The sequence below is a fragment of the Novosphingobium sp. TK46 genome, assembly GCF_055361525.1.
The window spans coordinates 3,321,734-3,346,364 of the sequence record NZ_CM143963.1 but is presented as its reverse complement, the minus strand read 5'-3'; the positions used below and the strand labels follow the sequence as shown (position 1 = coordinate 3,346,364).

The window sequence follows — 24,631 nt, the reverse complement described above, 5'->3', positions numbered from 1 at the left end:
GGCGGCGCGCTCTACCTTAGCGATCCCGGCGCAAGCAGGGGATGACGGAGTACCCACGATGAAAGTCTACTACGACGCCGATGCCGACCTCAACCTGATCACCGACAAGAAGATCGTCGTGCTTGGTTACGGCAGCCAGGGCCACGCCCATGCGCAGAACCTGCGCGACAGCGGCGTCAAGGACGTCGCCATCGCCCTGCGCGCCGGTTCGGCCACCGCGAAGAAGGCTGAAGACGCCGGCTTCAAGGTGCTGTCAAACGTCGAGGCGGCCAAGTGGGCCGACATCCTGATGATCCTCGCCCCCGACGAACATCAGGCCGCGATCTACGCCGAAGACCTGCATGCCAACCTCAAGCCGGGTGCCGCACTCGCTTTCGCGCATGGCCTCAACATCCACTTCGGCCTGATCGAGCCGCGCGCCGACATCGACGTCATCATGATCGCGCCCAAGGGCCCGGGCCACACCGTACGCTCGGAATTCCAGCGCGGCGGCGGCGTGCCCTGCCTGATCGCGATCGCGCAGGACTCGACCGGTAACGCGCATGACATCGCCCTCGCCTATGCATCGGGCGTCGGCGGCGGCCGTTCGGGCATCATCGAGACCAACTTTCGCGAGGAATGCGAGACCGATCTGTTCGGCGAGCAGGCCGTGCTGTGCGGCGGCGCCACTGCGCTGGTCCAGGCCGGCTTCGAGACGCTGGTCGAGGCGGGCTACGCCCCCGAGATGGCCTATTTCGAGTGCCTCCACGAGCTGAAGCTCATCGTCGACCTGATGTACGAGGGCGGCATCGCCAACATGCGTTACTCGATCTCGAACACCGCCGAGTACGGTGACATCACCGTTGGCCCGCGCATCATCACCGAAGAGACCAAGAAGGAAATGAAGCGCGTTCTGGCCGACATCCAGTCGGGCCGCTTCGTCAAGAACTTCGTCCTCGACAACCGCGCCGGCCAGCCCGAGCTGAAGGGCGCCCGCAAGGCCGCGCAGGCACACCCGATCGAGGAAACCGGGGCCAAGCTGCGCGCGATGATGCCTTGGATCAAGGCCAACGCCCTGGTCGACAAGTCGAAGAACTAAGCCGCGGCTTGACGACCAGACGTCAAACGCTTTGACATGGAACAACCTCCCGGGCAGCTAGTTGCGCCAAGGCAACATAGCTCCCCGGGAGGACTTTCCATGCGCCGTTATCTCGCATCCGCCGCTGCTCTGGCATTCATTGCCGCCGCTCCGCTGCTCGCGCAGGGCGGACCTGCCGCTCCCGGCACCAAGAGCACCGCATCGATCACCGGCGGCACCTACCAGGCCGATCCCAATCACACCCTGGTGGAGTGGGAGCTAAACCACCTCGGCTTTTCGCCCTACTTCGGCCTTTTCGGCGACGTGACGGGCACCCTGCAGCTCGACCCCAAGGCGCCGCAGAACGCCAAGGTGTCGGTGACGATCCCCGTATCCAAGGTCACCACCGCGAGTGCCGGTCTAACCTCGCACCTGCTCCGCGCGCCCAAGGAAGCCGGCGGCAAGCCGGACTTCTTCGGCCCCTCGCCCGCCGATGCGACCTTCGTGTCGACTTCGGTGAAGCCCAAGGGCACCGGCATGGCCGACGTGACCGGCAACCTGACGCTCAACGGCGTGACCAAGCCGGTGACGCTCGCCACCAAGTTCTATGGCGCCGGCAAGATGCCCGCGCAGATGGGCGGCGCCGAGAACGTTGGCTTCGAAGCCACCGCCACGATCAAGCGCAGCGACTTCGGCATGGGCCTGATGGTGCCGATGCTGGGCGACGAGGTGAAGCTAAAGATTGCCGCCGCCTTCCAGAAGAAGTGAGGCGATGATGGCCCTGCGATCCGCACTGCCCGGCCTGATGGCGACCGTCCTGCTCGCCGGCTGTGCGGCGCAGGGCGGGCCGCCGCCCGAAACGACCCCGCCTCCTGCGCAAGGGAGCTGCGGGGCCGAGAAGGTCGGAGGCTACGTCGGTACAGTGATGAACGACGAAGTGCTGGCCAAGATCAAGGCCACCTCGGGCGCGAAAACCACGCGTGTGGTCGGGCCGCACGATGCCATGACGATGGACTTTCGCGAAGATCGGCTGACCATCACCACCGACTATGCCGGCCGGATCAAGACTCTCCGCTGCGTCTAGGCTGTAGGTGGCGGCCTTTGGAAAGCTCAGACCGAGCGGGGGTGGGGCAAACCGCTGATACCCGGTGTGTGAGGATTAACCCCCACCCTGCTTATGCTGAGCCTGTCGCCGCACCTCACTCCACCCTTTACTTTCGCGCCCCTCGGCGGCATAGGCAGCGCAATGTCCCTGCACCTCGGCCTTATTCTGCGACTTATCCGCCCTTGGGCGTGAGCCTGCGCGTCGGCTGACCGTCGCGCATCGCGCCCAGGGGATCAGCCACCACGGACACCAGCAGAATACCCGAGCGAGACAATTCCCATGACGATGCTGAAAGACCCTTCGGTCAAGTACCGACCGTTCCCGCAAGTCGCCCTGCCCGATCGTCAGTGGCCCGGCCGCACGATCACCCAGGCCCCGCGCTGGCTCTCGACCGATCTGCGCGACGGCAACCAGGCACTGATCGACCCGATGGGCGCGGAAAAGAAGACACGCTTCTTCGACCTGCTGGTTAAGGTGGGTCTCAAGGAGATCGAGGTCGGCTTCCCCGCCGCCGGCTCTACCGAATTCGACTTCATTCGTGGCCTTGTCGATACCGGCCGCATCCCCGAGGACGTGCTGGTGCAGGTCCTCACCCAGTCACGGCAAGACTTGATCGAGCGCTCGTTCGAGAGCCTGGCCGGCGTGCACGCCGCGATCGTCCACCTCTACAACGCGGTGTCGCCGCTGTGGCGTCAGGTCGTGTTCGGCATGGAACGCCGCGAAATCCGCGCGATCGCCGAGAACGGCGCCAAGGTCTTGCGCGACCAGGCGGCCAAGTACCCGCAGACCAAATGGCACTTCGAGTACAGCCCTGAGACCTTCTCCACCGCCGAACTGGATTTCTCGCTGGAGTGCTGCGAGGCGGTGATGGGCATCCTCCAGCCCACGCCCGAAAACCCGATCATCCTCAACCTGCCGGCGACGGTCGAGGCGGCGACGCCCAACATCTACGCCGACCAGATCGAGTATTTCTGCCGCAACCTGCCCAACCGCGAGAGCGCGGTGATCAGCCTGCACACGCATAACGATCGCGGCACCGGCGTCGCGGCGGCGGAGCTGGGCCTGATGGCCGGCGCCGACCGCGTCGAAGGCTGCCTGTTCGGCAACGGCGAGCGCACCGGCAACTGCTGCCTGGTGACGGTCGGCCTCAATCTCTACACCCAAGGCGTCGATCCCGGCCTGGACTTCTCGGACATCGACGAGGTGATCCAGACGGTCGAATACTGCAATCAGCTCAAGGTGGCCGAGCGGCATCCCTATGGCGGCGAGCTGGTGTTCACCGCGTTTTCCGGCAGTCATCAGGACGCGATCAAGAAGGGTTTCGCGGCGCAGGAAACCCGCAACGACCCGCTGTGGGCGGTGCCTTACCTGCCGATCGATCCGGCTGACCTGGGCCGCGACTACGAGGCGGTGATCCGCGTCAATTCGCAGTCCGGCAAGGGCGGCTTCGCCTGGGTGATCGAGCAGGACCGAGGCCTTAAGCTGCCCAAGCGGATGCAGGCGCACTTCTCCAACCACGTGCAGGAATTGGCCGACGAGCTGGGCCGCGAGCTGCAGGCGAGCGATATCTGGGATGTGTTCCAGCGCGCCTACCGCCTTGAAGGTCCGCAACGGTATCAGTTGATCGACTGGGAGGAAGGCCGCACCGCTGATGGTACGCGCCTGTTCTCGGGCAAGATCGGCGTCGAGGGGCAGGAGCAGTCGGTCTCCGGGCGCGGCAACGGGTTGATCTCGTCGGTGATTGCCACCCTCAAGGACGGCTTCGGCGTCGATCTCGACGTCAAGGATTATGCCGAGCACTCGTTGGGCAAGAGCACCGATGCGCGCGCTGCGGCTTACGTCGAGTGCGTGCTGCCGGATGGTCGCATCGTGTGGGGCGTCGGCATCGACGAGGACGTCGCCACGGCCAGCGTGCGCGCCGTGCTGAGCGCCGCCAACGCGGCTTGAGGCATGGTGGCGCGCGCTTTAACGCGTGACAGAGGAATGTTGCCGCCGGCGTAGTGGGCGACTTAGAGGGGGCTACACCCCTCCACCAGGAGCTATGCGGGCGGTCGCCCTCCCCTCGTGCGGGAGGATCCAAAGTCGGCGCACGTTCTCGCCCGCTAGCGAGCGCGGGGTTACGCCAGGGAAAAACTCACGGCAGGCGTTGCGGCCGGCGGCCCTGGCACGACAGGGTTGGCTCGAATTCCATCTTGCGACTGGCCGGCGGGGAAACGCGAAAAGCACGCCAACTCGGCCCCTGGACCACGCGAAGCGCCCGGCGAGCGGGGCTCGCATCAAATCGCCGAAACCATGAAGCCTCGCGCAGAAAGGTGGCGCGGATGAACGCCGACCGCACGGTGCGGATTGTCCGCAACGCCGCGCCAGCGCTCCGTCCGCACCCACCGTCGCCGGAAGGATCCGGCTGCTGCGTCGACTAACCTAAATGGCACTATTTGTCAAGTCTGCTCGTCGCTCCGGGCAGTCCGAAGCGACGAGCCTTGCTCAGCCCACCTTCTTCGGCAGCTTGATCTCGGCCGTGCCGGTACACATCGTCACGCCGCGCTGGTTCACCATCTTGTGCTTCACATGCACCAGATTGCGCCCGTCTTCATCGACCGACTTCTCGACGACTTCGGCGGTCTGGATGGTCACGTCGCCGGTCAGCGCCGGGCCGCGATAGTTGGCGGTGGAGTGGACGACCATGCCGTGCTCGCCGGCCCAGCCTGCCAGATAGTCCGTCACCCAGCTGCCCATCGACGCGCCGTAGCCATAACCGCGCGGCATGCCGATGCGGCGGGCGAACTTGGGGAACAGGTGCCCGCGCGAAGGACCGAAATAGGCACCGTCGGTCAGTGTCGGGTTGATCAGCTGCATCGCGCGGTCGTTCTCGTAACCGGCCATTTCCTTGGTGAAGCCCATCGCCTCCAGATCCTGGAAACGCAGGTCCATCGTGCCCCAGGTATTGACGAGATAGGCGCGCCACTCGGTGGTGAAGCTAGCGATCGAGTGCGGGCCGAACACGCGTTCGGGCAGTTGATCGCCGACATTCACATCGTCCCACCAGCGCTCCTTATGGCCAAGATCATGCAGCGTCTGGATCCAGGCGAACTTGCGGTCGGTCAGCGCGTCAAGTTCCTCGTCGCTCCATTCCGGCTCGTCGAAGTCCTCCTCGTTCACCTTCGAACCGCCGGCGGCTGCGGAATAGCGGATCGCGGTGGAACGCTGTTTGGCGACAGGCTCGCCATGCTGGTTGGCGTAGTTGTTGTCGCCACGCTGGAACACGGTTGGACCGAAGCCGGTTTCCTTGAGCGTATAGTCGAAAGGGATGCGCGTATTGGCGATGGTGTCGCCGGCAGAGATCTTGGTGTCGTAGAACCACCACTCGTCGCCGCCGAACAGCAGATGCGATTCGGGCAGGCGGCCCACGCAGGCGGGCGCGGCGCCGTGGCCGTCGTCGGTGGCGATCGCGAAACTCTGTGGCGCGACGATCTTGCCGAACCGGCTTTCTGACGCGAACTTGGGATCGAAGTGCAGCAGATTGGCATAGTGCATCGCATGCACCCAGCGCCGGATGTCGTTGGTGCCGATCGGCTCGCGCAGCGGCGAACTCTCCAGTGGTATGCCGAGTTGTGCGTCGATGTCCGATGTGTCGAATGTCTTGGGCTGGGTCGCCATGAAAACTCCCTCTCTCCGGGCGTGTCGTTAGTAGACAGTGCTGCCTATTACATGGCGCGTTTCGCACGTCACTCCTATTCCAATCGTGCGGCCAAAGCATCGCGCTCGCGCCTGCGTCCGTCTCGACAGCGATGCACGCCACGCCTAAGTGTGTGTTTAATCGCTCGCTTAAACGGAACCTGCCGATGTCCCTGCCCGCGCCTTTCGACGCCCTGCGCCTGCCAGTCATCGCAGCGCCGATGTTCATCGTGTCGACGCCCGCGCTGGTCATCGCGCAAGTGCAGTCCGGCATCGTCGGAAGTTTCCCGGCCCTCAATGCCCGGCCCGCGGCGCAGCTGGACGAGTGGCTGCACGAAATTGCCGAGGCGACACAAGGTTGCTCGGCGCCGTTCGCGGTCAACCTCATCGTCCACAAGACCAACTCGCGCTTGGAGGAAGACCTTGCGATCTGCGCCAGACATCGCGTGCCGCTGGTCATCACGTCATTGGGTGCTCGCGAGGACGTGAACGCGGCGGTTCATGATTGGGGCGGGATCGTCCTCCACGACGTCATCGACAACGGCTTTGCGCGCAAGGCGATCGACAAGGGCGCCGACGGGCTGATCGCGGTTGCCGCCGGTGCCGGTGGCCATGCCGGGAACCAGTCCCCTTTCGCGCTGATGCAGGAAATACGCGCCTGGTTTGGCGGAATCGTGGCCCTGTCCGGCGCGATCGCCAACGGTCGCTCGATCCTGGCCGCGCAAGCACTTGGCGCCGATTTCGCCTACATGGGGACCCCCTGGATCGCGACGCCGGAGGCCAACGCAGTCGAGGCATACAAGCAGGCCATCGTGACGGGCCAGGCCGCCGACATCGTCAATTCCAATCTCTTTACGGGCGTTCACGGCAATTACCTGCGGGCCTCCATCGCCGCCGCTGGAATGGACCCGGACGCTTTGCCGCAAGGCGATCCCAGTGCCATGAACTTCGGTTCGGGTGGCAACACGGCCGCCAAGGCCTGGAGAGACATCTGGGGTTCGGGCCAGGGGATCGGCGTCATAGACTCCGTTGTTCCCGTCGCGACGCGCGTCGACCAGTTGGCGGTACAGTACGAGGCCGCAGTGGCAGATCTGTCGCGCCGCGCGGTCTAGCCGCTACTCGACCCGCCAGGCGAGGATTTGCTTCGCTTCGCGTGCCGGCTCGGCGCTGACCAGCACATCTTGGATACGCCACTGCTTGAAAGCGGTGAGCGGACCTTCCTGGATGATGCGATCGACGATCCGCGTGGCCAACAGGACATCCGGCGCCGCTGTGCCGCCGCGAAACGTCAGCTCTTGCCCGACGAAATGCTTCAGCCCGCGAGACACCACGCTGCCATCCGCCAGCGCCGACAACGACGTCAGCCCCATTGCCGGAAAGGCGCCACCAGCCAACCAGGCCAGCACCGACCGCGAGAACCTGCCTGGCTCGATCGCGGTGTCGGCGGGATGCCACAGCACTGCCGTTGCCGGCAGGGCGACGGCAAGTTCCGCAGCAAGCGCCAGCATCGCGCGGATGACGGGAGAAAGCGATACGCCGCCAGACAGGTGGTGGCCCGGCGCGATCGTGACAGCCTCCTGCTCGCCAGCAGGGCCATCGTCGTCGAAGAAGTAGCGATCCGCTGGAAGCGGTACGCGCCGAGGGGAGACAGGCGCCAGACCCATCACATCGAACGCCAGACCGCTGACGATCAGTTCCACCGCATCGCCTGGCACATTGGCGCAGGTCAAGGCCGCTTGTGCCTGACAGCCTGCGATCACGCTTCTCAACGTCGCGACATCGGGCCGCTCGCCCGGCGCAAACAGCAGCGACAGTCCCGCGCGGACACGCTGTGCGTTCGATTCTTCCATGCCTATTGTGCTCACCATGCCTCGATCCTGCATGCAACGATGCGCATGCGGCGTCGAGTGTTCAGAAGATGCCCAGCCGTAATCCTTCGGCGATCGCCGCGCCTAGATCGCGGCACGCATCTATGGCGGCGGCTTCCAACGTTTTGGGCGACAGGATCGTCTCGGGCGTCTGCGCGGCGAAATCGACGATCAGCGGCTCCGCAATCCGGCGCAGGCGCCAGCCAGTGACGATGCGATCGATCTGGGCCTGCGCGCCCTGCCCGCCCGACCCCGCGGCGATCGCAGTCGCATATGGCCGCCCTTCGACCTGGCCAAGCAGCGGATAATACGTCCGGTCGAAAAAGTCCTTCATCATGCCGGACATCGACCCGAGATTTTCGGGACAGACGAAGACAAAGGCATCGGCCGACAGCAGATCTGGTGCAGTCGCTTCTGCAGCGGACAAAAGCCGTGCGCTGTCCTGCGCACCTTCGGCGATCGCATGGGCCATCGCGCGCGCGCCGCCGGTGCGGCTATGCCAGATGATGGCAAGGGTGCGGCGTGTCCCGACTTCGCTGGCGTCATGCATGAACGCGTTTTCACGCCTCGACCGGCGATCGTCCAGCTGCATTTCTCAGAGCCATGCTTTGCAGGTTCAAGCCTTTGTCTTTCACGAAGCCGGGTGAAGGTCTAACTGCGGCGCATGGCCTCTCTTTCCCAATCCGTGCTTGGTGTCGATCGATCGCTTTCCGGCAAGAGCTGGCGCTGGCGCGGCGGCAACATGGACCTTAGCAATGCGTCCACCGCCGGCCTTGGCGGGCTCGACGATATCGTCACGCAACTGTTGCTGTCACGCGGCGTCGACCGCGATGATGTTGCCCGGCATCGCACGCCGTCCCTGCGTGCGTTCCTGCCCGATCCATCCGAATTTCGTGACATGGACGCCGCTGCCGAGCGGCTGACGCAGGCCGTGCTGACGGGTGAGACGGTAACCGTCTATGGCGATTACGACGTCGATGGTGCCACCAGTGCGGCATTGCTGATCCTGCTGATGCGCGGGCTCGGGCAAGATGCCCATTACTACATCCCCGATCGCCTGCTCGAAGGATATGGGCCCTCTGGCGAGGCGCTGGTGCGTATTGCTGGCGAAGGGTCCAGCCTGATCGTGACCGTGGATTGCGGCGCCATGGCGCATGAAGCCCTGGCGATGGCGCACGATGCCGGTGTCGACGTGATCGTGGTCGACCACCACAAGTGTTCGGCCGAGCTGCCCCGTGCAGCCGCAATGGTGAACCCCAACCGTCTGGACGAAGGCGTCATCGCCGCGGGACATGGTCACCTTGCCGCGGTCGGGGTCGCCTTCCTGCTCGCGGTCGCGACCGTACGATCGCTGCGCCGCCGCGACTGGTTCAAGAGCAATGGCCGTTCCGAACCGGATTTGTTCTCGCTGCTCGATCTCGTCGCCCTCGGGACCGTCGCCGATGTCGCCTCGTTGCACGGCTTGAACCGCGCTTTGGTCGCACAAGGGCTCAAGGTGATGGCCAAGCGCGAGAATATCGGCATGTCGGCACTGATCGACGCCAGCAGGTTGTCTCGCGCGCCAACTTGCAGCGACCTGGGCTTCGCACTGGGCCCGCGGATCAATGCGGGCGGCCGGGTGGGCGAATCGACGCTGGGTGTGCGCCTGCTGACGACCCGCGATCCCGACGAGGCGCGCGAAATCGCCACGCAACTTTCGCGCCTCAACGATGAACGCCGGGCGATCGAACAGATCGTGCAGGAAGAGGCAGAGGCGCAGGTCGCCCAACAGCATAACCGCGCCGTCTTGGTGCTGGCGGGTCGTGACTGGCACCCCGGGGTGATCGGGATCGTCGCCGGGCGGATCAAGGAGAAGACCGGAAAACCCGCGCTGGTCATCGCGCTCGATGCCAACGAGGCCGGTCAGGGCAAGGGATCCGGGCGATCGATATCGGGCGTGGATCTTGGCGCCGCGATCATCGCCGCGCGCGAAGCAGGCTTGCTCGTCGCGGGCGGTGGGCATGCGATGGCGGCCGGGCTGACGATCATGCCCGACCAGCTCGAACGCCTGGGCGATTGGCTCGACCAGCGCCTTGCGAGGGACATCGCCGCCGCAAGCGAGGGGCGGGCGATGCTGCTGGACCTGGCGCTTGCCCCTGGCGGCCTTACGCCCGAGCTTGTCGAGACGCTGGATCAGGCCGGGCCATTCGGGATGGGATGGCCGGGGCCCAAGGTTGCCGTCGGCCCGGTGCGATTGGTGAAGGCCGAAATCGTCGGCAACGATCACGTGCGCGTCATCGCGAGCGGCCCTGATGGGGGACGGATCAAGGCGATCGCCTTTCGTTCGGCAGAAAGTGACATGGGACAGGCGCTGCTCCACGCGGCGCAAGGGCGGCGCCTGTGGCTGGTCGGCCGGGCCAAGATCGATGACTGGGGCGCACGGCCGCAAGCCGAGCTGTTGCTCGATGACGCGGCATGGGCGGACTGAACCGGATCGGGTGGCAAGACACACAAAGACGCTTGACCCCCTTCCCCACCTTGCCTAAAGGCGCGGCCTGCCCCCGGCATCACGCTGGTTTGGCCCCTTCGTCTAGCGGTTAGGACGCGGCCCTTTCACGGCTGAAGCACGGGTTCGATTCCCGTAGGGGTCACCATTCTCGTGCTACCGGGCGCGTACATAAACATGGCTTCACGGCCCCTTCGTCTAGCGGTTAGGACGGCGCCCTCTCACGGCGCAAACACGAGTTCGATTCTCGTAGGGGTCACCATGTTTGTCCAGGCGAGGACTGGATCACGCCCTTGTTGCGTGGCACTCTCCACAGGGTCGTATTATCGGGATCACGCCTTGAACTTGCGTTGAACCGTTCAACGCACGGCATCCAAGCTGGCCTTCGTACGTTCTCCCCTCGCTAGTTTTTCAAAAAGCACAGGAGAACCGATATGGCCGACATCAGCCAGGTTACCGAACACATGAAGATCATCGGCGCTGACGGCGTGCACGTTGGCACGGTCGACAAGGTCGTGGGCAATCGCATCAAGCTCACCAAGCAGGACGACGCGCTCAAGGCTGATCACCATCACTACATCTCCGAAGGCCTGATTGCGGGGATCGAGGGTGATACGGTGCGCCTGTCCGCCAATGCGGATGTCGCGATCACGTTTGAAGAAGAAGAAGGCGGCGAATCGACCGCCAACGACAAGTAAGCGATTGGGGCTGGAAAAAACCGATGCTTGAACATGTGCCTCACTGGCTTGGCGCTTTGCTGACGAACGTCCGTGCCGGACATTCCAAACTGGCGATCGTCCAGCATGAGCTTGCCACCGCGCTGCCGCGCATCGAGCTTTCCAGCCCCGCGTTCGCTTATGGCGCGCGCCTGCCCGAGCGCTTCACCGCCGATGGTGCAGGCGTGTCTCCACCCCTTGTCTGGGGTGACGTACCGCCCGGCACGTCCAGCCTTGCCTTGATCGTCGAGGATCCAGACGCCCCGGCGCCCAATCCCCTGGTCCACGCAGTGCTGTGGAACCTGCCTGCCGAGGAGCGCAGGTTGGCAGAAGGTGCTGTCGTCGGCGACGGAGACGGCGAGGCCGATGGCCGCGATGTTGGTCGCAACAGCTACCTGGCTGAAGGCTGGCTCCCCCCGGATCCACCAACCGGACATGGTAACCACGACTATGTTTTCCAGCTTTTCGCCTTGGCGAATACCCCCGAGCTTGGCGCAAATCCCGGTCGAGGCACCGTAGCCGATGCGTTGCAAGGCAATGTCCTGGCGGCGGGACTGCTTGTAGGCACTTACTCGCGCGGTGACGAAGCCCCGATCGCCGAAGCAGAAGCGGTCGAGACGTTTCCAACAGGAGTGCGACCCGCCACCGCCTGAAGTGACAAGGCGCTGAAAGCCCGGTTACGCCGATCGTTTATTGGCAAGGTGGTGCGCCCGACGGGATTCGAACCCATGGCCCCCAGATTAGGAATCTGATGCTCTATCCTGCTGAGCTACGGGCGCACGCGCCATGATGCTTACGAGCAGGAAATTGGCTTTGCAATCAGTTCGCACGGTCCGGTGGGACGACAGGCAACAGCAGCGGCGCCACGGCGATCCCTTCTTCAAGCAGGTCCTGCGCTTCCGCAAGCGTCGCCTGGCCATGGATGACCTCGGTTTCTCGCTCACCATAGTGCATCGCACGAGCATCCTCGGCAAATGTCGCGCCGACATATCGCGATGATTTCAGCGCCTCCGCCTGAAGCGTGGCGAGTTTATGCAAAAGCGCGACGGCTTGCGGCGTGGGCGAAGGAACCGGTGAGCTGGTCGCGGGAGCTACAGCGGGTGATGCGGGCGAGACCTTCGCGGACGCGCGAGGAACTTCGACAAGTTGGTTGCCCTTGCGGGCGATGCGTGGGGCCATAAGCGCCTTGACGACATCGCTGGATCCGCAATGCGGGCACGAAACCAACCCCATCGACTGTTGGCGGGCATAATCCTCCGACGTGCCGAACCACCCTTCGAACTTGTGCGCACCCGCGCGGCATTCCAGATCGAATACAATCATTCGGCGGTCTAATTGGATATCGCGCGACGGTTGGCAAGGCTCGGCAGCTGCGCACGCACTTCCGCGATACGTTTCGGCTCGACCTCGACGAAACCGACCTGCGCAGTCTCGCCCCCCAAATCGAGCAGCACCTCGCCCCATGGATCGATGGCAAGGCTGTGGCCATAAGTCGTGCGGCCATCCTCATGCCGCCCGACCTGCGCGGCCGATAGCACGTAGGCGCTCGATTCGACGGCACGCGCGCGCTGCAGCAAATGCCAGTGCGCCTGTCCGGTTGGAACGGTGAAGGCCGCGGGTATGGCGATGACGTCGCATCGCTCACGACCAAGCGCCTCGTACAGCGCCGGAAAACGGATATCGTAGCAGATCGACAAGCCCAGTCGTCCAAGCGGCGTCTGCACCGTCGTAACCGCATCGCCGGGCACGTAGGCGTTTGATTCCCGCCACGTTTCGCCGGTAGCCAGATCGACATCGAACATGTGCAGCTTATCATACCAGGCGGCGATCGCGCCCGAGCCATCGATCACATAGGCCCGATTGGCCCAACGTCCGTCTTCGCGCGCGATCGCCAACGAGCCGATCGCAACCCAGATGCCTTCGCGGGCGGCCATTTCGCGCACGGTGCCAAGGACGGTATCCTGCTCCTCGGGGACCACCAATGCGGCGGCACGCTTGCGATCACGATCGAGCAGTCCGGACATTTCCGGCGTGAACAGCATGGCAGCCCCACCCGCCTTCGCCGTCCGCGCGGCTTGGGCGATGGCATCGCCATTTCGCCCAGGATCGATCCCGCTCGTCATCTGGAACACTGCAGCGCGCGCCATCGGCTAGCTCAAAGCCCCAGGATCGGGTCGAGTTCGCCCCGGCTGTCGAGCGCACTGATATCGTCGAAACCGCCCAGAGCGCGGTCTCCGACGATCACTTGCGGAACCGTGCGTGCGCCAGGCACCCGCTCCAGCATTTCGGCTTTCTTGGGACCGCCCATCGTCACGTCGTATTCCTCGTAAGCAACGCCCTTCTTGTCGAGCAGCGACTTGGCCGCGACGCAGTATGGGCAACCCCACTTCGTATAGATCTCGACCTTGTCTGCCATGAAGATTTCCGTCCTTTTTTCTCGTTGAAAGTCGCTTGAAACCGGCGGCTGCCATCATATCTTGTCGCTCGAGTGATCGCCCGCAAGGGGATGACTCGTCAGCGCGGCGCCGGGTTCCCGGGCCACGCACCCACGAAGATTGCTCATTGGAGGATTTTTGTCATGAACCGTATCGACTTTTCGCCTTACCGCCGCACTATGGTCGGCTTCGACCGCCTGTTCGATATGATCGAAAACCAGGCCCGCGTGCAAAGCGCGGACAAGTACCCCCCGTTCAACATTGAGCGCCGCGGCAGCGATGCTTATCGCATCACGCTTGCGGTGGCCGGCTTCAAGGAGGCCGACATCGACATCACCGCGCAGGCCAACCTGCTGGTGGTGAAGGGTCAAAAGCCCGAGGAAGACGGCGAGGGACAGTTCCTGCATGTCGGCATCGCCCAACGCGGGTTCGAGCGCCGCTTCGAACTGGCAGACTATGTCCGCGTCCACAATGCAGACCTAGCCGACGGGCTGCTCGTGATCGACTTGGTGCGCGAAGTGCCTGAAGCGATGAAGCCGAAGAAGATCGTGATCGGCGGTAACACGTTGTCGGTGGTGGATTCGTCGGACGACACCGACAAAAAGGCCGCCGCCGCCTGATATACTGCAGCGCGACCTAAAACCATCGGGGCGGTCCGGCTATCCGGACCGCCCTTTTCGTTGTGGGTGTCTTCGCGCATCTGGATTTGGCTTTGCCGCGTAGGGTGTGCTTGTCAATGAGGGACTTTTTGCGATCAAGTGGGGGGTGGATCTCAGGCATAGCCATCAGTTGAATTGCCGTTTCCAGCGAGGGGCTTAGGCGCGCTGGAGAGCGCGCCAGTCCAGACCAAGAAAGCAAAGGCGTAAAGTGGGTGTTCTGCATCTGATCTGATTTGGGGACCAAATAGCCATCACGAACATCCGAGGAGAACGTGTCCCTGACGCTCCTCTGAGCAGGCCGAAATTCGAAGAGTGTTTGGTGTTCAAAGATCAAGGAGGATGGTGAAAGTGCCGGCATGCTAGCGCCCCCATGGAACCGCCAAGACAACAGCTTATGACGGCCCTCACCTTGCTCGATTGGAACGTGATGCGGCGCACCTTGGTGACTGCACATCACGATCGGATCGCACTCCCATTCCGCCCCCGACTGTGCGCCGTGCTCGAAGCCAAAGACAGCGTTCCAAACGTCAACAGGTTTGCGTATCCGAGCCGCCCTCGCGGGCGCCGACTGACGTCGGGGCGAAAGCTTCCACTCCGCTCAACTCGCGGGCAATCGCTTCGCGCGAAAGACGGGCGTTCATGCCGGCCAAGCGTTGCTGAACCCAGCTTCTGAAATCTCGATAGCATTCATGATCTGGCTGGTCGGATCGACCTTCGAGAGAAGCAAGGAAGGCGGCGAGGCGGTCTCGCTCTTCTACCTGCAGGAGCTTTTGCTCGAGGAACTCAACGCGGTTCGCCTCCAGCTTGGCGAGGCGCACCTGTTCAGCTCTCTCGAGCCGGGCGATCGCCGCTAATTGTGCTCGCTCCTGAGCTTGTGCCCGTTCGACTTTTTCTCCCGCAGCGAAGGCGGCAAAGGAGACAAGAACCTCTCCGATCCGCTCCACGATCTTTCGCGAGCGAGTGTCAGCAAACCTGCGTTGAACGCCCTCGTATCGAGTCCAACGGCCAAGCTCGATGACCATCTCCCCGGTCGGGAGAAAGTCATAGTAAGGGATCGTCGGGCGCCCCTGCCAGCTGGACCAATTATGCCGGTGGCGAGCGTCCCAGCGCTCGACCTTTCGCCGCTCTTCTTCAGTTTCGACATGGCGGGTTCGCCGAATCGTCTGATAGACAGAAAATGCTATCGCTTCATCGTCGGCGACGACCTCCAAGCCGTCGCGCCCCGAAACCAACCGGTAGTCTCGGCCTTTGGCCTGATAGACGAGGGCATTGAGGAAGGTTCCTACGCGCTCCAGCGTCTCCGGATGAGCGCGGATGTGGAAGACTTCCGAGCCTAACTTTGTCACCGCTCCGTGCTGATCCGGTTGCGCCTTGCGTGCAACGGCGAGCGTCTTTGCGACGAGCGGATGGAGCTTGTCCGGAACGATGATCTGCCCGCCAGTCTGTCGCACTTGCCCGATAGCGAAGGTGATTGGCTCCGGCAGCGGCGGCGCTTTTGGCGCGATGATGATCGTGTCGCTTGTGCCCGCTGGCGCCGGGCCAAGAGGCTTGCGCTTGACGGGCCGCCCCGCGTGGAGCCGGCCCCAATAAGTGGCATCCGGTAAGGGTATGGCGTGCTTGACGCACTGCTTGCGCAGGGCGACGTCAGAAATCCCGAACTCAGGTGCTACCTTCGAGACCGCGCGCTGCCAGATCATATCGTAGAGCTGCTGCCGTGACAGGCTACGTTCCATATGCGCTCCTAGGAAATTCAGTTGGGTTGATGTAGATGACTATCTACATAGTCAGGAGCGTGACATGGACATCATCAATCTGGCCGATGCCAAGGCTCACCTCAGTGAGCTTGTCGATCGCGTAGAAGCTGGAGACACCATCGACATCGCCAGACGTGGCAAGCCCGTGGCTCGTCTTGCCGCCGTATCGCAGGCTCGCAAGCCCATCGATGTCTCCCTGCTTCGTGCACTTACCGCCGGTATGCCGGTGGCGACGCAGAGCGCCGATGAACTGATACGATCGATGCGGGATGGCGATCGCTACTGATGCATTATCTCGACACATCGTTGCTCGTTGCTGCCCTCTCGAACGAAGCAGCGACCGCCGTGGTTCAGGGCTGGTTGGCGGAGCAAGATTCTGCTGAACTTACGATCAGCGAGTGGACGATCACCGAGATGTCCTCAGCATTCGCCATCAAGGTGAGAACCAGCCAGATCACGCTTGAGCAGCGCGCGGCAGCGCTCGCTATGTTCCACAAGCTTGTAGCTGAGAGCCTGACCGTGCTGCCAGTAACGGGACGTCATTTCCGGGCGGCGGCCCAACATGCCGATCAGCATTCGCTTGGCCTCCGCGCTGGCGACGCCCTTCATCTCGCGATAGCATCCGAAGCAGGCGCAGTCGTGCAGACGCTGGACCGGAAGCTTGCACAGGCTGGCCCTTCGCTGGGCATACCAACAAATCTGCTTGGGTGAGCTCACAACAGGCTGGGCCGACAACCTAAGGATCTGCCAGTAGTCAAACTCTCCACTGGGGGGCCGGGAACAAACAGTCCGGATTTAGGGAGCGCAATCGGGGAAGCGGACGTTTGTTCAGGATCACTCGAGCGACCGTCGAGTGAGGGGCCGGAAGGAGACTGTCCGGTCTTGGCGACGAAAGTCTGGAAAGCCGACCTTCGTTAATCTGGTTCAAAGCTGGTCGATCTAATGGCAACTTTGTTGGACGATCGGACGCCTGCCCATCCTAAAAGCCGCCATTCATTCGGCCAACGCTGATCGGCATAGTATGTGGATGGCGTCGCGGGTAAACGGCGATCGACGGCGAAAGACAGCCTCTCCGATGCTGGCCCAGGCCAGTTTCGCCAATTGTCTTGATAGGGCGCAATCCTTGCATAGGAGCCCTGAGCCGTTTCTAGTTGCAGCGTCAGGCATGTTGGGTAATTCTTCCCTCTAAGGGGACAACATGATTTATCGGCGAGAATGGAAGGGCAAGGAGTGGCAGGATTTCGCTCTTCAGCTCGTCCAACGCCGTCACGGCGCGGAGAATGTTCAGGTCGTTCCTGACAAAGTAAAGGGCGACGCCGGACTGGAGTTCTTCACAACTTGCGGTTGCCTTTACCAATGCTACGCGCCTGAAGAGGCATCCAACGTTGCAAAAGCCGCCAGCGCGATGAAGGCCAAGGCTGGCCGAGATCTCCCAAAGCTTGAGAAGAACAAGGCAACTATCGAAAAGCTGCTGGCTGGAACGATGGCGAGGCGATGGATACTCCTCTGCCCCTTCCTTGACAACAAAGACGTCGTCACCTCTGTCCGGTCGCGCGGTGTCGTAGTGAAGGCGCTTGGCATTTCCTTCCTAACCGCGGATTTCGAGGCACTTTGTCATTCCCAGGACGACTTTCAGGGGGAAATCGAACAGCTCAGGGCTTTGTCGCTGGGGCCGCCGCTGAGCATCACCCCACCCACCGACCAGCAGGTAAAGGATGCAGGCGAGACCGAGATCGGCTCTCGTATCGATGACAAGCTCGGGCGCGCATTTCACAAGGCCCCCGAAACCAAGATTGCGGAACGGCGCAATCAGTACGTTAGAGCCCATCTTCATCGGGAGAATGCCCTTACCCAGTTACGGCAGGATCACGCGATCTTGTGGGAGCGTGCGTTCGAGACGATCGAAGCCGAGGAGGCGCGGCTCATCGCGTTCGGTGCGAGCGCAACGCTGCCCGGAGAGCAGCTACAGGAAAGCATGCAAAGGATTGAGGCTTCGCTCGCAGAGGCCTTGCCTACGTTGAGCCCCGCGCTTCGAACTCGCATCGCACATGGCACAATCAGCGACTGGCTAATCCGCTGCCCCTTGGACTTCCCGGAAGGCGATCAACCTTAAGCACCCCCGAGTTTGCCGACACGCGCTTTTCCTTTCAGCGGCGGCCTATTCCCGTACCCGGTGACCTGCGCATCGCGTGGCGAGTGTCACTGATCCTGCTGATGCTGGTCGCGTCGCGATCGAGCCGCGCGTAGCTGGCGAAGCTGCATATCTTGAACGACGCCATCCGTTCCAAGCAGGTTCCCCGACTGAAGAAAGCCATCGAAACTGACACAAAGATCCTGCCCTGGAATTTGCGGGTCGAGCCAGCCTTTGCCAGAGCGATCGATTTCGTGGTTGGTGAACGGCTTGCTGAATGGACGAAGGCGGGCGGGCGGGCCTCGCTGCAACTGACGCAAAGAGGTCTGACAACTGCTGGCGAGATCGAGAAAGTCGAGGATGCACTCGAGCTGGAGCGGGTGATCATTTCTGACCATGCGAAAAAGCTGACGGAGACCCGTGTGTCCGCACTGCTTGGTGAAAGGATCCCGGAATGATCAGTCTTCGCCATCTTCGGCTGCGCTCCTTCACGGCTGAGCGCACTTTCGGCGCAGGCATCCCGTTCGGTCCGAGCCTGAATATCATCCAGGCACCGAACACCTCCGGCAAGTCGACCTGCCTGCAGGCCGTTATCTATGCGCTTGGTCTGGAACGGTCGCTCGGGCCTCAGCTGACGATCCCGTTGCCTTATGCGATGCGGGAAAGGATCCACGCGGCCGAAGACGACTTGTACGAGTTGGTGTTGCAGTCCTATGTGGAACTGGAAATCGAGAACCATCGCGGTGAGATCATTGTTCTCCACCGCGATGTCGTCGGCGGAACAGACACGAAGCTGATCCAGACTACGTCCGGTCCGGCGCTGAGCGAGGGTATCCCGCGCTCGGGGCAACGCGATTTCTACGTTCTCAACGGTGGATCTGCTGTACAGCCGGACGGCTTCCATTTCTTCCTGGCCAAATATCTCGGGTGGGAGCAGCCGCTCGTCGCACGCTACGACGGGACCGAGTGCCCTCTCTATCTTGAGGCGATTTTCCCAATGCTGTTCGTCGAGCAGAAGCGAGGCTGGTCGACCATTCAAGGGCCATTCCCGACCTACTTCCGTATTCAGGACGTGGCACGCCGGGTCATGGAGTTTCTGCTTAACCTCGACGTGGCGCAGTATCGGCGCCAGCGATCCGAGCTTCGCAATACCATCGCCGAGTTGAGTAACCGGTGGTCGCAGGAGCGCAGCAAGCTTGTGGATGCGGCTATGCGAGTCGGGCGACTCCGCGGTCTGCCGCAACAGCCCACGGTTGAATTCGCGCAGCAGCCCGAGATCGATCTGCAGCTATTCCACGAAGGCGAATGGGTGCGGCTTACCGAGCTGGTCTCCGAAGTTGAAGAGATCATCGACCAACTGGAATCTGCCCAGCTGGAGATGATCGACGCGATTGCCCCGCAGATAGAGGCACGGATCGCCACGCTCCGCAGCCAGGTTGATACCGAAACCGCGATACTTGAAGCGGTGCGAAACGAGCATGCCTCCGAGACCCAGGACCATCAGGACCTAGCCGCGCGCGTCCGCTCGCTTGAAATTGACCTCCGCCGAAATCAGGATGCCCAAAAACTCCAGCGACTTGGGTCCGACCTGGGCAAGGCGTCGTCCGAGCATGTGTGCCCGACCTGCCGTCAGGATGTGAGCAACGAGCTGCTTCCAGCAATCGACGCCGTCGGTATGGGGCTGGGCGAGAATATCGCGTTCGTGAAGTCTCAGCTAGAACTCTATCGATCCGCGCAAGGGTCGTCCGCGGAGCGGCTGGCGGAGATTGCCGGGCGGTACCGCGGCGTCGAACGAAACCTTCAGGACAAACAGCAGGAATTGCGGTCGCTACGTCAGGAACTGCTTCGACCAGGCAATTCCCCCTCTCGCGCAGCGCTTGAAAATCTGGTGCGACAGCAGAATTTCCTGGGACAGATCCGCAGTGTTGACGACTTGGCCATCTCGCTGCTCGACGAGCTGCACGCGATCGCGATCCGTTGGGCAGCCGCAACCGGGGATCTGCGCAATCTGCCCGCCGACAAATTGACGGCGGATGATTTGAAGAAGGTCGAAATGCTGACGGCGAAAGTGCAAAAGCAGCTCACTGATTACCGGTTCAGATCGTTCAATCCTGGCGAAATCGTGCTGTCGACCGACAATTTTCGTCCACTTGTCAGGGAACGCGTCGGCAAGGATATCGTGGAAAAGGAGATCAATTTCGAGGTTTCCGCGAGCGACGCCATCCGTCTGAAGTGGGCTTATCTTCTCGCCACATTCGAACTGAAACACAGCGGCAAAACGAACCATCCAGGCTTGGTGATCTTTGATGAACCGGGACAGCAGGAAATTGATTCGGCCAGCCTGTTCGCGTTCCTCACCCGCGCTGGTACCGTATCAAAAGATGATGGTCAGATTATCGTCTCGACCTCCGAACCGTTGGAATTGGTGCAGCAAGAGATTGGCGGACGCGCCCGCATCATCGATTTCCCGGGGTTCATTCTGCAGCCGCAAGATGGTCAGGCGGGGCACGCGACAGTTCAATCGAGCGACACCTGATCTGACATTTTGGCTATTTGATAGGACAGAAAGAGCAACGTTTGCCGCAGCATATTTTCTATTCCTGGCAGGCCGACACGAAGACCGCGACTGGCAAGAACCTCGTTGGCCGCGCGCTGCGCGACGCGATTGCGATGGTCAATGCGGATGCCGCAGTCGAGGATGCCGACCGGGACGATGAGAATGTCGCGGTGGTGGATCATGATACCGAGGGAGTGTCCGGTTCGCCACCGATCGTGCAGATCATCTTCGAGAAAATCGACGCAGCCGCCGCCTTCGTATCCGACCTGACTTATGTCGCCGAGCGAAGGGACGGGCGGCGAAGCCCGAACCCGAACGTGCTATTCGAGCATGGCTGGGCATGGAAATCGCTAACTTGGCGCGCGGTTATCTCGGTGATGAACATCGCGCATGGCGACCCGCGCGAGCACCCGCTGCCGTTCGACCTCCAGCATAACAAGGGTCCGATCTTCTTCGACTGCCCGGACGATGCGGATCTGGACTGGCGCAAGGCCGAGCGCGCCAAGCTAGCAAAGTTGTTGGCGCCCCGGCTGAAAGCGATCCTTACCGACAAGGTCCTGCTCGCCGCGCGCATCCCGCCGGCGCCGGCCGAGCTGCACCCGCACGACCTGGCGCTGATCGCGCGCTGGCGCCAGGTGATGAGCGAACCGCTCCGCCTGTTCCTGCGCGAGCATAATTTCGGAGATGTCCATGCGCGCAGCCGCGTGACACCGCTCCACGACATCGCCGAAACCTGGCTGGGCGCACAATATGAGTTGGAGGATGGCGAACTGCAGCTACCATTCGCGGCATTCCTTGAGGCCAACCGCGACTTTTACCGCTTGCTGGTCGCCAAGACCCATCTGCTCGACACGAATACCAACCTCGCCTCGCCCAAGACTACGCTCGACCGCAGGTTGGGTATACAGAAGTCGACGCTCAAGGCGATCGAACAGCTCAACAAGGCAGCGAGCCATCTCGCCGACATGATCGATGGTTTCGACCGGGCGGTGCGCGCTCGGATCCGGGTGGCGATCACGACGCCCGAGGCGGCGATCGATCCTGCATGCGACTGGGCAAACCAGGCGATCGTCGAGCTGGCCCATGATCGCAACCGTGGCGGCGTGCCCCGGCTGGTCTCCCGACCCTGCCTCACGATACGCATCGCACCCTATGCAGCGAATACGGGCAAGCGCCTCGATCCGCGCGCCGTTGAGCAGGCACAGCTGCGCTTTGCCCCCGACGATAAGGCCCGGGTCGAGGAGAGCTCGGATGCCAAGCAATGGTGGACCTGCGCGGTGCCTATGCAGATTCCGGACCACATTCCGGAGACGCGCTGGCTGGTGCGGCTGGTCCGTCCCGGCGTGATCGAAGCCGAGGTGACGATCGGTTATCGGATTGACGACGACGACGCGATTCTGATCGACGGCGCGATGGTCGAGAGCCAGTTCGTCGGCTGGAGCGAGCGCCTGGCCGGCTCCCTCGCGGCCGCCGGCCTGACCGGGGGCGGTCGGATCCAGCTCTCGCTCGACGGCACCGAAGATGTCGTGCTCAGCCGCGCCCGGCACGGTGGCAGGAAGATTGGCGCCACGTCGCTGTGCCTCGCGCTGCTCGACGTGCCGGACCTCACCGCGTCGCTGGCACCTGCCATGCACGAGGCCTTCGATATCCTGTGGCAATCCGCTGGCTGGCGCGACGGCTCGCCATCCTTCCAAGACGGAAAGTGGTTGGGTCATGACCGCGCCTGATCCCTGGTTTGCCCGCACGCGGCGCGCGCTGGCGGCAGGATTCGAAGTGGCCTTAGCGTTTGCAGGTAGCGCTCGAGTGAGCAAACGATATCGGCTTCCCTAGCCCACGCGATTCAAACCCGACATTCCGCTGAAGGCCCAAGAGGCGCGATAAATCGCTGAGTGAATGACCCGGCAGCTATCAGGCGCAGCGTTAAGTCGGGGTCCCCCCGGTTTGTCGGCGGGTGCAGGCCCGTACGGCGTCCCAACCCAGCGGCCGCTCTCGACCAACATAAGACATTCAAGAAAACACCCGTTACGTTCGCTCCTGGCGAGAGCGGACGCCAGAAAGTTACAGATTAGCGATCCTCGTATCCGCAATAGTCTCGGCGAAGCATGACCAAACAGACCAGCAGATGTCTGGAAGCCCGGACGCGCCTCGCCGTTCAGGACGGGCCGGGCGGCCTCGGCCGCTGCGATCGCAGTGAACGTGTAGCCGTTGACCGTGTCGAGGACCGAGCGACCGTTCCATCCTCACCCGTCACCCCGACCGCGGCCTGGTATGGTTATCACTGTCGGAAAGCGCACCGAGGCAAGGTCTCACAATGTTGAGCGCATCTCAGGGCAGTTGCTGTTGATGCGGGCGTTGGCACTATGGTGACTTGCGGTGGAATCGAGCTGATCTCGCAGACATCAGCTATTTCCGTGCGATCGCGCGGCATCGCTGCTTTCGGCAAGCAGGTGTTAAAGTGGGTGTCAGCGCTTCGGCGCTGAGCCGGTCGCCAAACGGCCTGGAAGCCCGGCTCGGCGTGCGCCTGCTAAATCGCACCTGTCGCAGCGTTACGCTGACCGCTGCGGGCGAGGAACTTTCCGCGCATCTCGATGCGATCAGCACGGCCGTGGACGTGCTGAACCGCTACCGGGACGACCCAGCCGGTCGGATCCGGCTAAATGTGCTTGAACATGCCGCGAAGATGTTGCTCGCGCCGGCACTGGCGAGATTCATCGAGCGCTAACGGTGCGCACCGCTTCCTTGATGATGCTATCGGGGGACCATACCCGACTATCCCGCGCAGACCGCCGCGGAGCCGACGGTGATGACGCGTGATGCTGCGTGAGCCTTCAAGTAAGGATAGCAGGCCCGCATAATGTACAGATAGAATTAAGCACACTTGCTAAAGGTGTCGGGCGGCAAATGCGGGATATTAGTTCGATTGGTCCAGATCGCCCGACACGTCGATGTTCCTGAGAACAGCAGCCTCACCATACGACCTGCAGATGGAGCCTGCCCCTGCGGCGCAGGCTCCATCTCGCGACTATAAAGAAAGATGCTGATCGAAGAAGGTGGTCAATTTGTCGAACGGGATCACATCGATTTTGTCGTAAAGATCGATATGGCTGGCGCCGGGGACGATCACCAGCTCTTTCGGCTCCGCAGCCGCTGCAAAGGCGGTTTCGCTGAAGTAGCGTGAATGCGCTTTCTCTCCGTGCACGAACAGGACCGGCCTCGGCGATATTTCCGCGATATAGGTCAGGATCGGCATGTTCATGAACGACAGCGGTGTCGTCTGCGTCCAAGCGTTGCCCGAGTTGACCGCGCGCTTATGGTATCCTCGCGGCGTCATGTAATATTCGTGATAATCGACCATGAACTGCGGCTCACCGCCTTGCAGCTTGGCGTTGTAGGCTGGCTGATAGGCCGGAGTTCCGCTCTCCGCGTCCGCCCAGCGCTGACGGCTCAGCTGTTCCAGCGTCTGCGCGCGTTGCTCGGGGGTCACGCTATCGTTGTAGCCTTTCGACATGACGCGGGTCATGTCGTACATCGTACTGGCTACGACGGCCTTGACCCGCTTGTCTGAGGCGACGGCGTTCAGCGCCATGCCGCCCCAACCGCAAACGCCGATGACACCGATCCGCTCGCGGTCGACTTCTGGCCGCAGGCCGACGAAATCCACCGCTGCACTGAAATCTTCGGTGTTGATGTCGGGTGAGGCAACGTTACGGGGCGTTCCGCCGCTTTCTCCCGTGAAGGACGGATCGAAGGCAAGCGTGACGTAGCCGCGTTCCGCCATGGTCTGCGCATAGAGTCCCGACGACTGCTCCTTCACGGCGCCGAACGGCCCGGCGACGACGATCGCCGCCAGTTTCCCGCTGGCATTCTTCGGTCGGTACAGATCGGCCGACAGGGTGATCCCGTAGCGGTTCTTGAAGGTAACCTTCTCGTGATCGACTTTCGCGCTGCGCGGAAAGACCTTATCCCATTCGTTTGACATGTTCTGAGCCTTTGCAGATGTAGGAAATATTGAAGCTGCGCCAAATGCAACGACGCCTGCGCCGGTCATCTGCAAGAGCTTGCGACGATGAACGAGGCGCACTGGCGCGTTCGTTTCTAGAATGCCGATAGGCATCGGTGATCTCCGGTCGGTTTGTGTCGGCGGGCGGCATCTGTTCGGTCGATCCCGACGGCACAGCGAGCGGCAGAT

At 62.4% G+C, this 24,631-nt stretch carries 24 protein-coding genes and 3 tRNA genes; 18 read left to right on the top strand and 9 right to left on the bottom strand.

Annotated features, from left to right (window positions below; translation table 11 throughout):
• Positions 1 to 58: 58 nt before the first annotated feature.
• The 4 genes from ilvC to leuA all read left to right on the top strand — a co-directional run bounded on the left by ilvC (position 59) and on the right by leuA (position 4,109).
• Positions 59 to 1,078: a ketol-acid reductoisomerase gene (gene ilvC, locus ACXJ1Z_RS15990; RefSeq protein ID WP_463777992.1), complete on the top strand. Its 1,020-nt coding sequence runs from the start codon at positions 59 to 61 to the stop codon at positions 1,076 to 1,078.
• 99 nt (positions 1,079 to 1,177) lie between these two features.
• Positions 1,178 to 1,825, top strand: coding sequence for a YceI family protein (locus ACXJ1Z_RS15985; RefSeq protein WP_463777990.1), 648 nt, complete (start codon positions 1,178 to 1,180; stop codon positions 1,823 to 1,825).
• A 4-nt stretch (positions 1,826 to 1,829) separates the two neighbouring features.
• Positions 1,830 to 2,141 (top strand): I78 family peptidase inhibitor, encoded by a 312-nt coding sequence (locus ACXJ1Z_RS15980; RefSeq protein WP_463777988.1) that lies wholly within the window; start codon positions 1,830 to 1,832, stop codon positions 2,139 to 2,141.
• Between the two features lie 300 nt (positions 2,142 to 2,441).
• A complete protein-coding gene (gene leuA / locus ACXJ1Z_RS15975) occupies positions 2,442 to 4,109 on the top strand; it encodes a 2-isopropylmalate synthase (protein WP_463777987.1) in 1,668 nt (555 codons plus the stop codon).
• A 537-nt stretch (positions 4,110 to 4,646) separates the two neighbouring features.
• On the opposite strand, the gene ACXJ1Z_RS15970 is transcribed toward leuA, so the two are convergent.
• Positions 4,647 to 5,819 (bottom strand): FAS1-like dehydratase domain-containing protein, encoded by a 1,173-nt coding sequence (locus ACXJ1Z_RS15970; RefSeq protein ID WP_463777985.1) that lies wholly within the window; start codon positions 5,817 to 5,819, stop codon positions 4,647 to 4,649.
• Positions 5,820 to 6,004: 185 nt separating this feature from the next.
• Between ACXJ1Z_RS15970 and ACXJ1Z_RS15965 the strand changes: the two genes are divergently transcribed.
• Positions 6,005 to 6,949 carry an NAD(P)H-dependent flavin oxidoreductase gene (locus tag ACXJ1Z_RS15965; protein ID WP_463777984.1) on the top strand — a complete coding sequence of 315 codons (945 nt, stop codon included), beginning with the start codon at positions 6,005 to 6,007 and terminating at the stop codon, positions 6,947 to 6,949.
• Between the two features lie 3 nt (positions 6,950 to 6,952).
• Here ACXJ1Z_RS15965 and ACXJ1Z_RS15960 read toward each other — a convergent pair whose 3' ends face one another.
• Both ACXJ1Z_RS15960 and ACXJ1Z_RS15955 read right to left on the bottom strand, forming a co-directional pair.
• Positions 6,953 to 7,687, bottom strand: a complete 735-nt coding sequence (locus tag ACXJ1Z_RS15960) for a hypothetical protein (protein ID WP_463777982.1) — start codon at positions 7,685 to 7,687, stop codon at positions 6,953 to 6,955.
• 61 nt (positions 7,688 to 7,748) lie between these two features.
• Positions 7,749 to 8,255 carry a flavodoxin family protein gene (locus tag ACXJ1Z_RS15955; RefSeq protein WP_463777981.1) on the bottom strand — a complete coding sequence of 169 codons (507 nt, stop codon included), beginning with the start codon at positions 8,253 to 8,255 and terminating at the stop codon, positions 7,749 to 7,751.
• A gap of 114 nt (positions 8,256 to 8,369) precedes the next feature.
• Between ACXJ1Z_RS15955 and recJ the strand changes: the two genes are divergently transcribed.
• The 5 genes from recJ to ACXJ1Z_RS15930 all read left to right on the top strand — a co-directional run bounded on the left by recJ (position 8,370) and on the right by ACXJ1Z_RS15930 (position 11,559).
• Complete coding sequence (recJ, locus tag ACXJ1Z_RS15950) at positions 8,370 to 10,172, top strand: single-stranded-DNA-specific exonuclease RecJ (protein ID WP_463777979.1); 1,803 nt, start codon at positions 8,370 to 8,372, stop codon at positions 10,170 to 10,172.
• Between the two features lie 91 nt (positions 10,173 to 10,263).
• Positions 10,264 to 10,338: transfer RNA gene (locus ACXJ1Z_RS15945), tRNA-Glu, on the top strand.
• Between the two features lie 39 nt (positions 10,339 to 10,377).
• Positions 10,378 to 10,452: transfer RNA gene (locus ACXJ1Z_RS15940), tRNA-Glu, on the top strand.
• Positions 10,453 to 10,624: 172 nt separating this feature from the next.
• Entirely contained in the window at positions 10,625 to 10,888 is a 264-nt protein-coding gene (locus tag ACXJ1Z_RS15935; protein WP_463777978.1) for a DUF2171 domain-containing protein, read from the top strand.
• Between the two features lie 23 nt (positions 10,889 to 10,911).
• Positions 10,912 to 11,559 (top strand): YbhB/YbcL family Raf kinase inhibitor-like protein, encoded by a 648-nt coding sequence (locus ACXJ1Z_RS15930; RefSeq protein WP_463777976.1) that lies wholly within the window; start codon positions 10,912 to 10,914, stop codon positions 11,557 to 11,559.
• Between the two features lie 49 nt (positions 11,560 to 11,608).
• Here ACXJ1Z_RS15930 and ACXJ1Z_RS15925 read toward each other — a convergent pair.
• The 4 genes from ACXJ1Z_RS15925 to grxC form a co-directional block, all read right to left on the bottom strand.
• A tRNA-Arg gene (locus ACXJ1Z_RS15925) sits at positions 11,609 to 11,685 on the bottom strand.
• Between the two features lie 40 nt (positions 11,686 to 11,725).
• Complete coding sequence (locus ACXJ1Z_RS15920; RefSeq protein WP_463777974.1) at positions 11,726 to 12,229, bottom strand: DUF1178 family protein; 504 nt, start codon at positions 12,227 to 12,229, stop codon at positions 11,726 to 11,728.
• Positions 12,230 to 12,237: 8 nt separating this feature from the next.
• A complete protein-coding gene (locus tag ACXJ1Z_RS15915; protein WP_463777973.1) occupies positions 12,238 to 13,053 on the bottom strand; it encodes a carbon-nitrogen hydrolase family protein in 816 nt (271 codons plus the stop codon).
• A gap of 8 nt (positions 13,054 to 13,061) precedes the next feature.
• Positions 13,062 to 13,322 carry a glutaredoxin 3 gene (gene grxC / locus ACXJ1Z_RS15910; RefSeq protein WP_463777971.1) on the bottom strand — a complete coding sequence of 87 codons (261 nt, stop codon included), beginning with the start codon at positions 13,320 to 13,322 and terminating at the stop codon, positions 13,062 to 13,064.
• Between the two features lie 162 nt (positions 13,323 to 13,484).
• On the opposite strand from grxC, the gene ACXJ1Z_RS15905 reads away from it, so the two are divergent.
• On the top strand, positions 13,485 to 13,961 hold the full coding sequence (locus ACXJ1Z_RS15905; protein ID WP_463781272.1) for an Hsp20 family protein: 477 nt from the start codon (positions 13,485 to 13,487) through the stop codon (positions 13,959 to 13,961).
• 566 nt (positions 13,962 to 14,527) lie between these two features.
• Here the strand turns inward: ACXJ1Z_RS15905 and ACXJ1Z_RS15900 are convergent.
• Positions 14,528 to 15,733: a hypothetical protein gene (locus tag ACXJ1Z_RS15900; RefSeq protein ID WP_463777969.1), complete on the bottom strand. Its 1,206-nt coding sequence runs from the start codon at positions 15,731 to 15,733 to the stop codon at positions 14,528 to 14,530.
• Positions 15,734 to 15,797: 64 nt separating this feature from the next.
• Between ACXJ1Z_RS15900 and ACXJ1Z_RS15895 the strand changes: the two genes are divergently transcribed.
• The 7 genes from ACXJ1Z_RS15895 to ACXJ1Z_RS15865 all read left to right on the top strand — a co-directional run bounded on the left by ACXJ1Z_RS15895 (position 15,798) and on the right by ACXJ1Z_RS15865 (position 23,164).
• Positions 15,798 to 16,040 carry a type II toxin-antitoxin system Phd/YefM family antitoxin gene (locus ACXJ1Z_RS15895; RefSeq protein ID WP_463777968.1) on the top strand — a complete coding sequence of 81 codons (243 nt, stop codon included), beginning with the start codon at positions 15,798 to 15,800 and terminating at the stop codon, positions 16,038 to 16,040.
• On the top strand, positions 16,040 to 16,465 hold the full coding sequence (locus tag ACXJ1Z_RS15890) for a type II toxin-antitoxin system VapC family toxin (RefSeq protein ID WP_463777967.1): 426 nt from the start codon (positions 16,040 to 16,042) through the stop codon (positions 16,463 to 16,465). The genes ACXJ1Z_RS15895 and ACXJ1Z_RS15890 overlap by 1 nt, the downstream gene beginning before the upstream one ends.
• Positions 16,466 to 16,952: 487 nt before the next feature.
• Complete coding sequence (locus ACXJ1Z_RS15885; protein WP_463777965.1) at positions 16,953 to 17,867, top strand: hypothetical protein; 915 nt, start codon at positions 16,953 to 16,955, stop codon at positions 17,865 to 17,867.
• A gap of 152 nt (positions 17,868 to 18,019) precedes the next feature.
• Complete coding sequence (locus ACXJ1Z_RS15880; protein ID WP_463777964.1) at positions 18,020 to 18,343, top strand: hypothetical protein; 324 nt, start codon at positions 18,020 to 18,022, stop codon at positions 18,341 to 18,343.
• Positions 18,340 to 20,421, top strand: a complete 2,082-nt coding sequence (locus ACXJ1Z_RS15875) for a coiled-coil domain-containing protein (protein ID WP_463777962.1) — start codon at positions 18,340 to 18,342, stop codon at positions 20,419 to 20,421. The genes ACXJ1Z_RS15880 and ACXJ1Z_RS15875 overlap by 4 nt, the downstream gene beginning before the upstream one ends.
• A 41-nt stretch (positions 20,422 to 20,462) precedes the next feature.
• Entirely contained in the window at positions 20,463 to 22,169 is a 1,707-nt protein-coding gene (locus ACXJ1Z_RS15870; protein ID WP_463777960.1) for a hypothetical protein, read from the top strand.
• Positions 22,170 to 22,810: 641 nt separating this feature from the next.
• The gene (locus ACXJ1Z_RS15865; RefSeq protein ID WP_463777959.1) at positions 22,811 to 23,164 is read left to right on the top strand and encodes a LysR family transcriptional regulator; all 354 of its coding nucleotides are present in this window, start codon (positions 22,811 to 22,813) and stop codon (positions 23,162 to 23,164) included.
• Between the two features lie 300 nt (positions 23,165 to 23,464).
• Here the strand turns inward: ACXJ1Z_RS15865 and ACXJ1Z_RS15860 are convergent, their stop codons facing one another.
• Positions 23,465 to 24,556, bottom strand: a complete 1,092-nt coding sequence (locus ACXJ1Z_RS15860; protein WP_463777957.1) for an alpha/beta hydrolase — start codon at positions 24,554 to 24,556, stop codon at positions 23,465 to 23,467.
• Between the last annotated feature and the right edge of the window lie 75 nt (positions 24,557 to 24,631).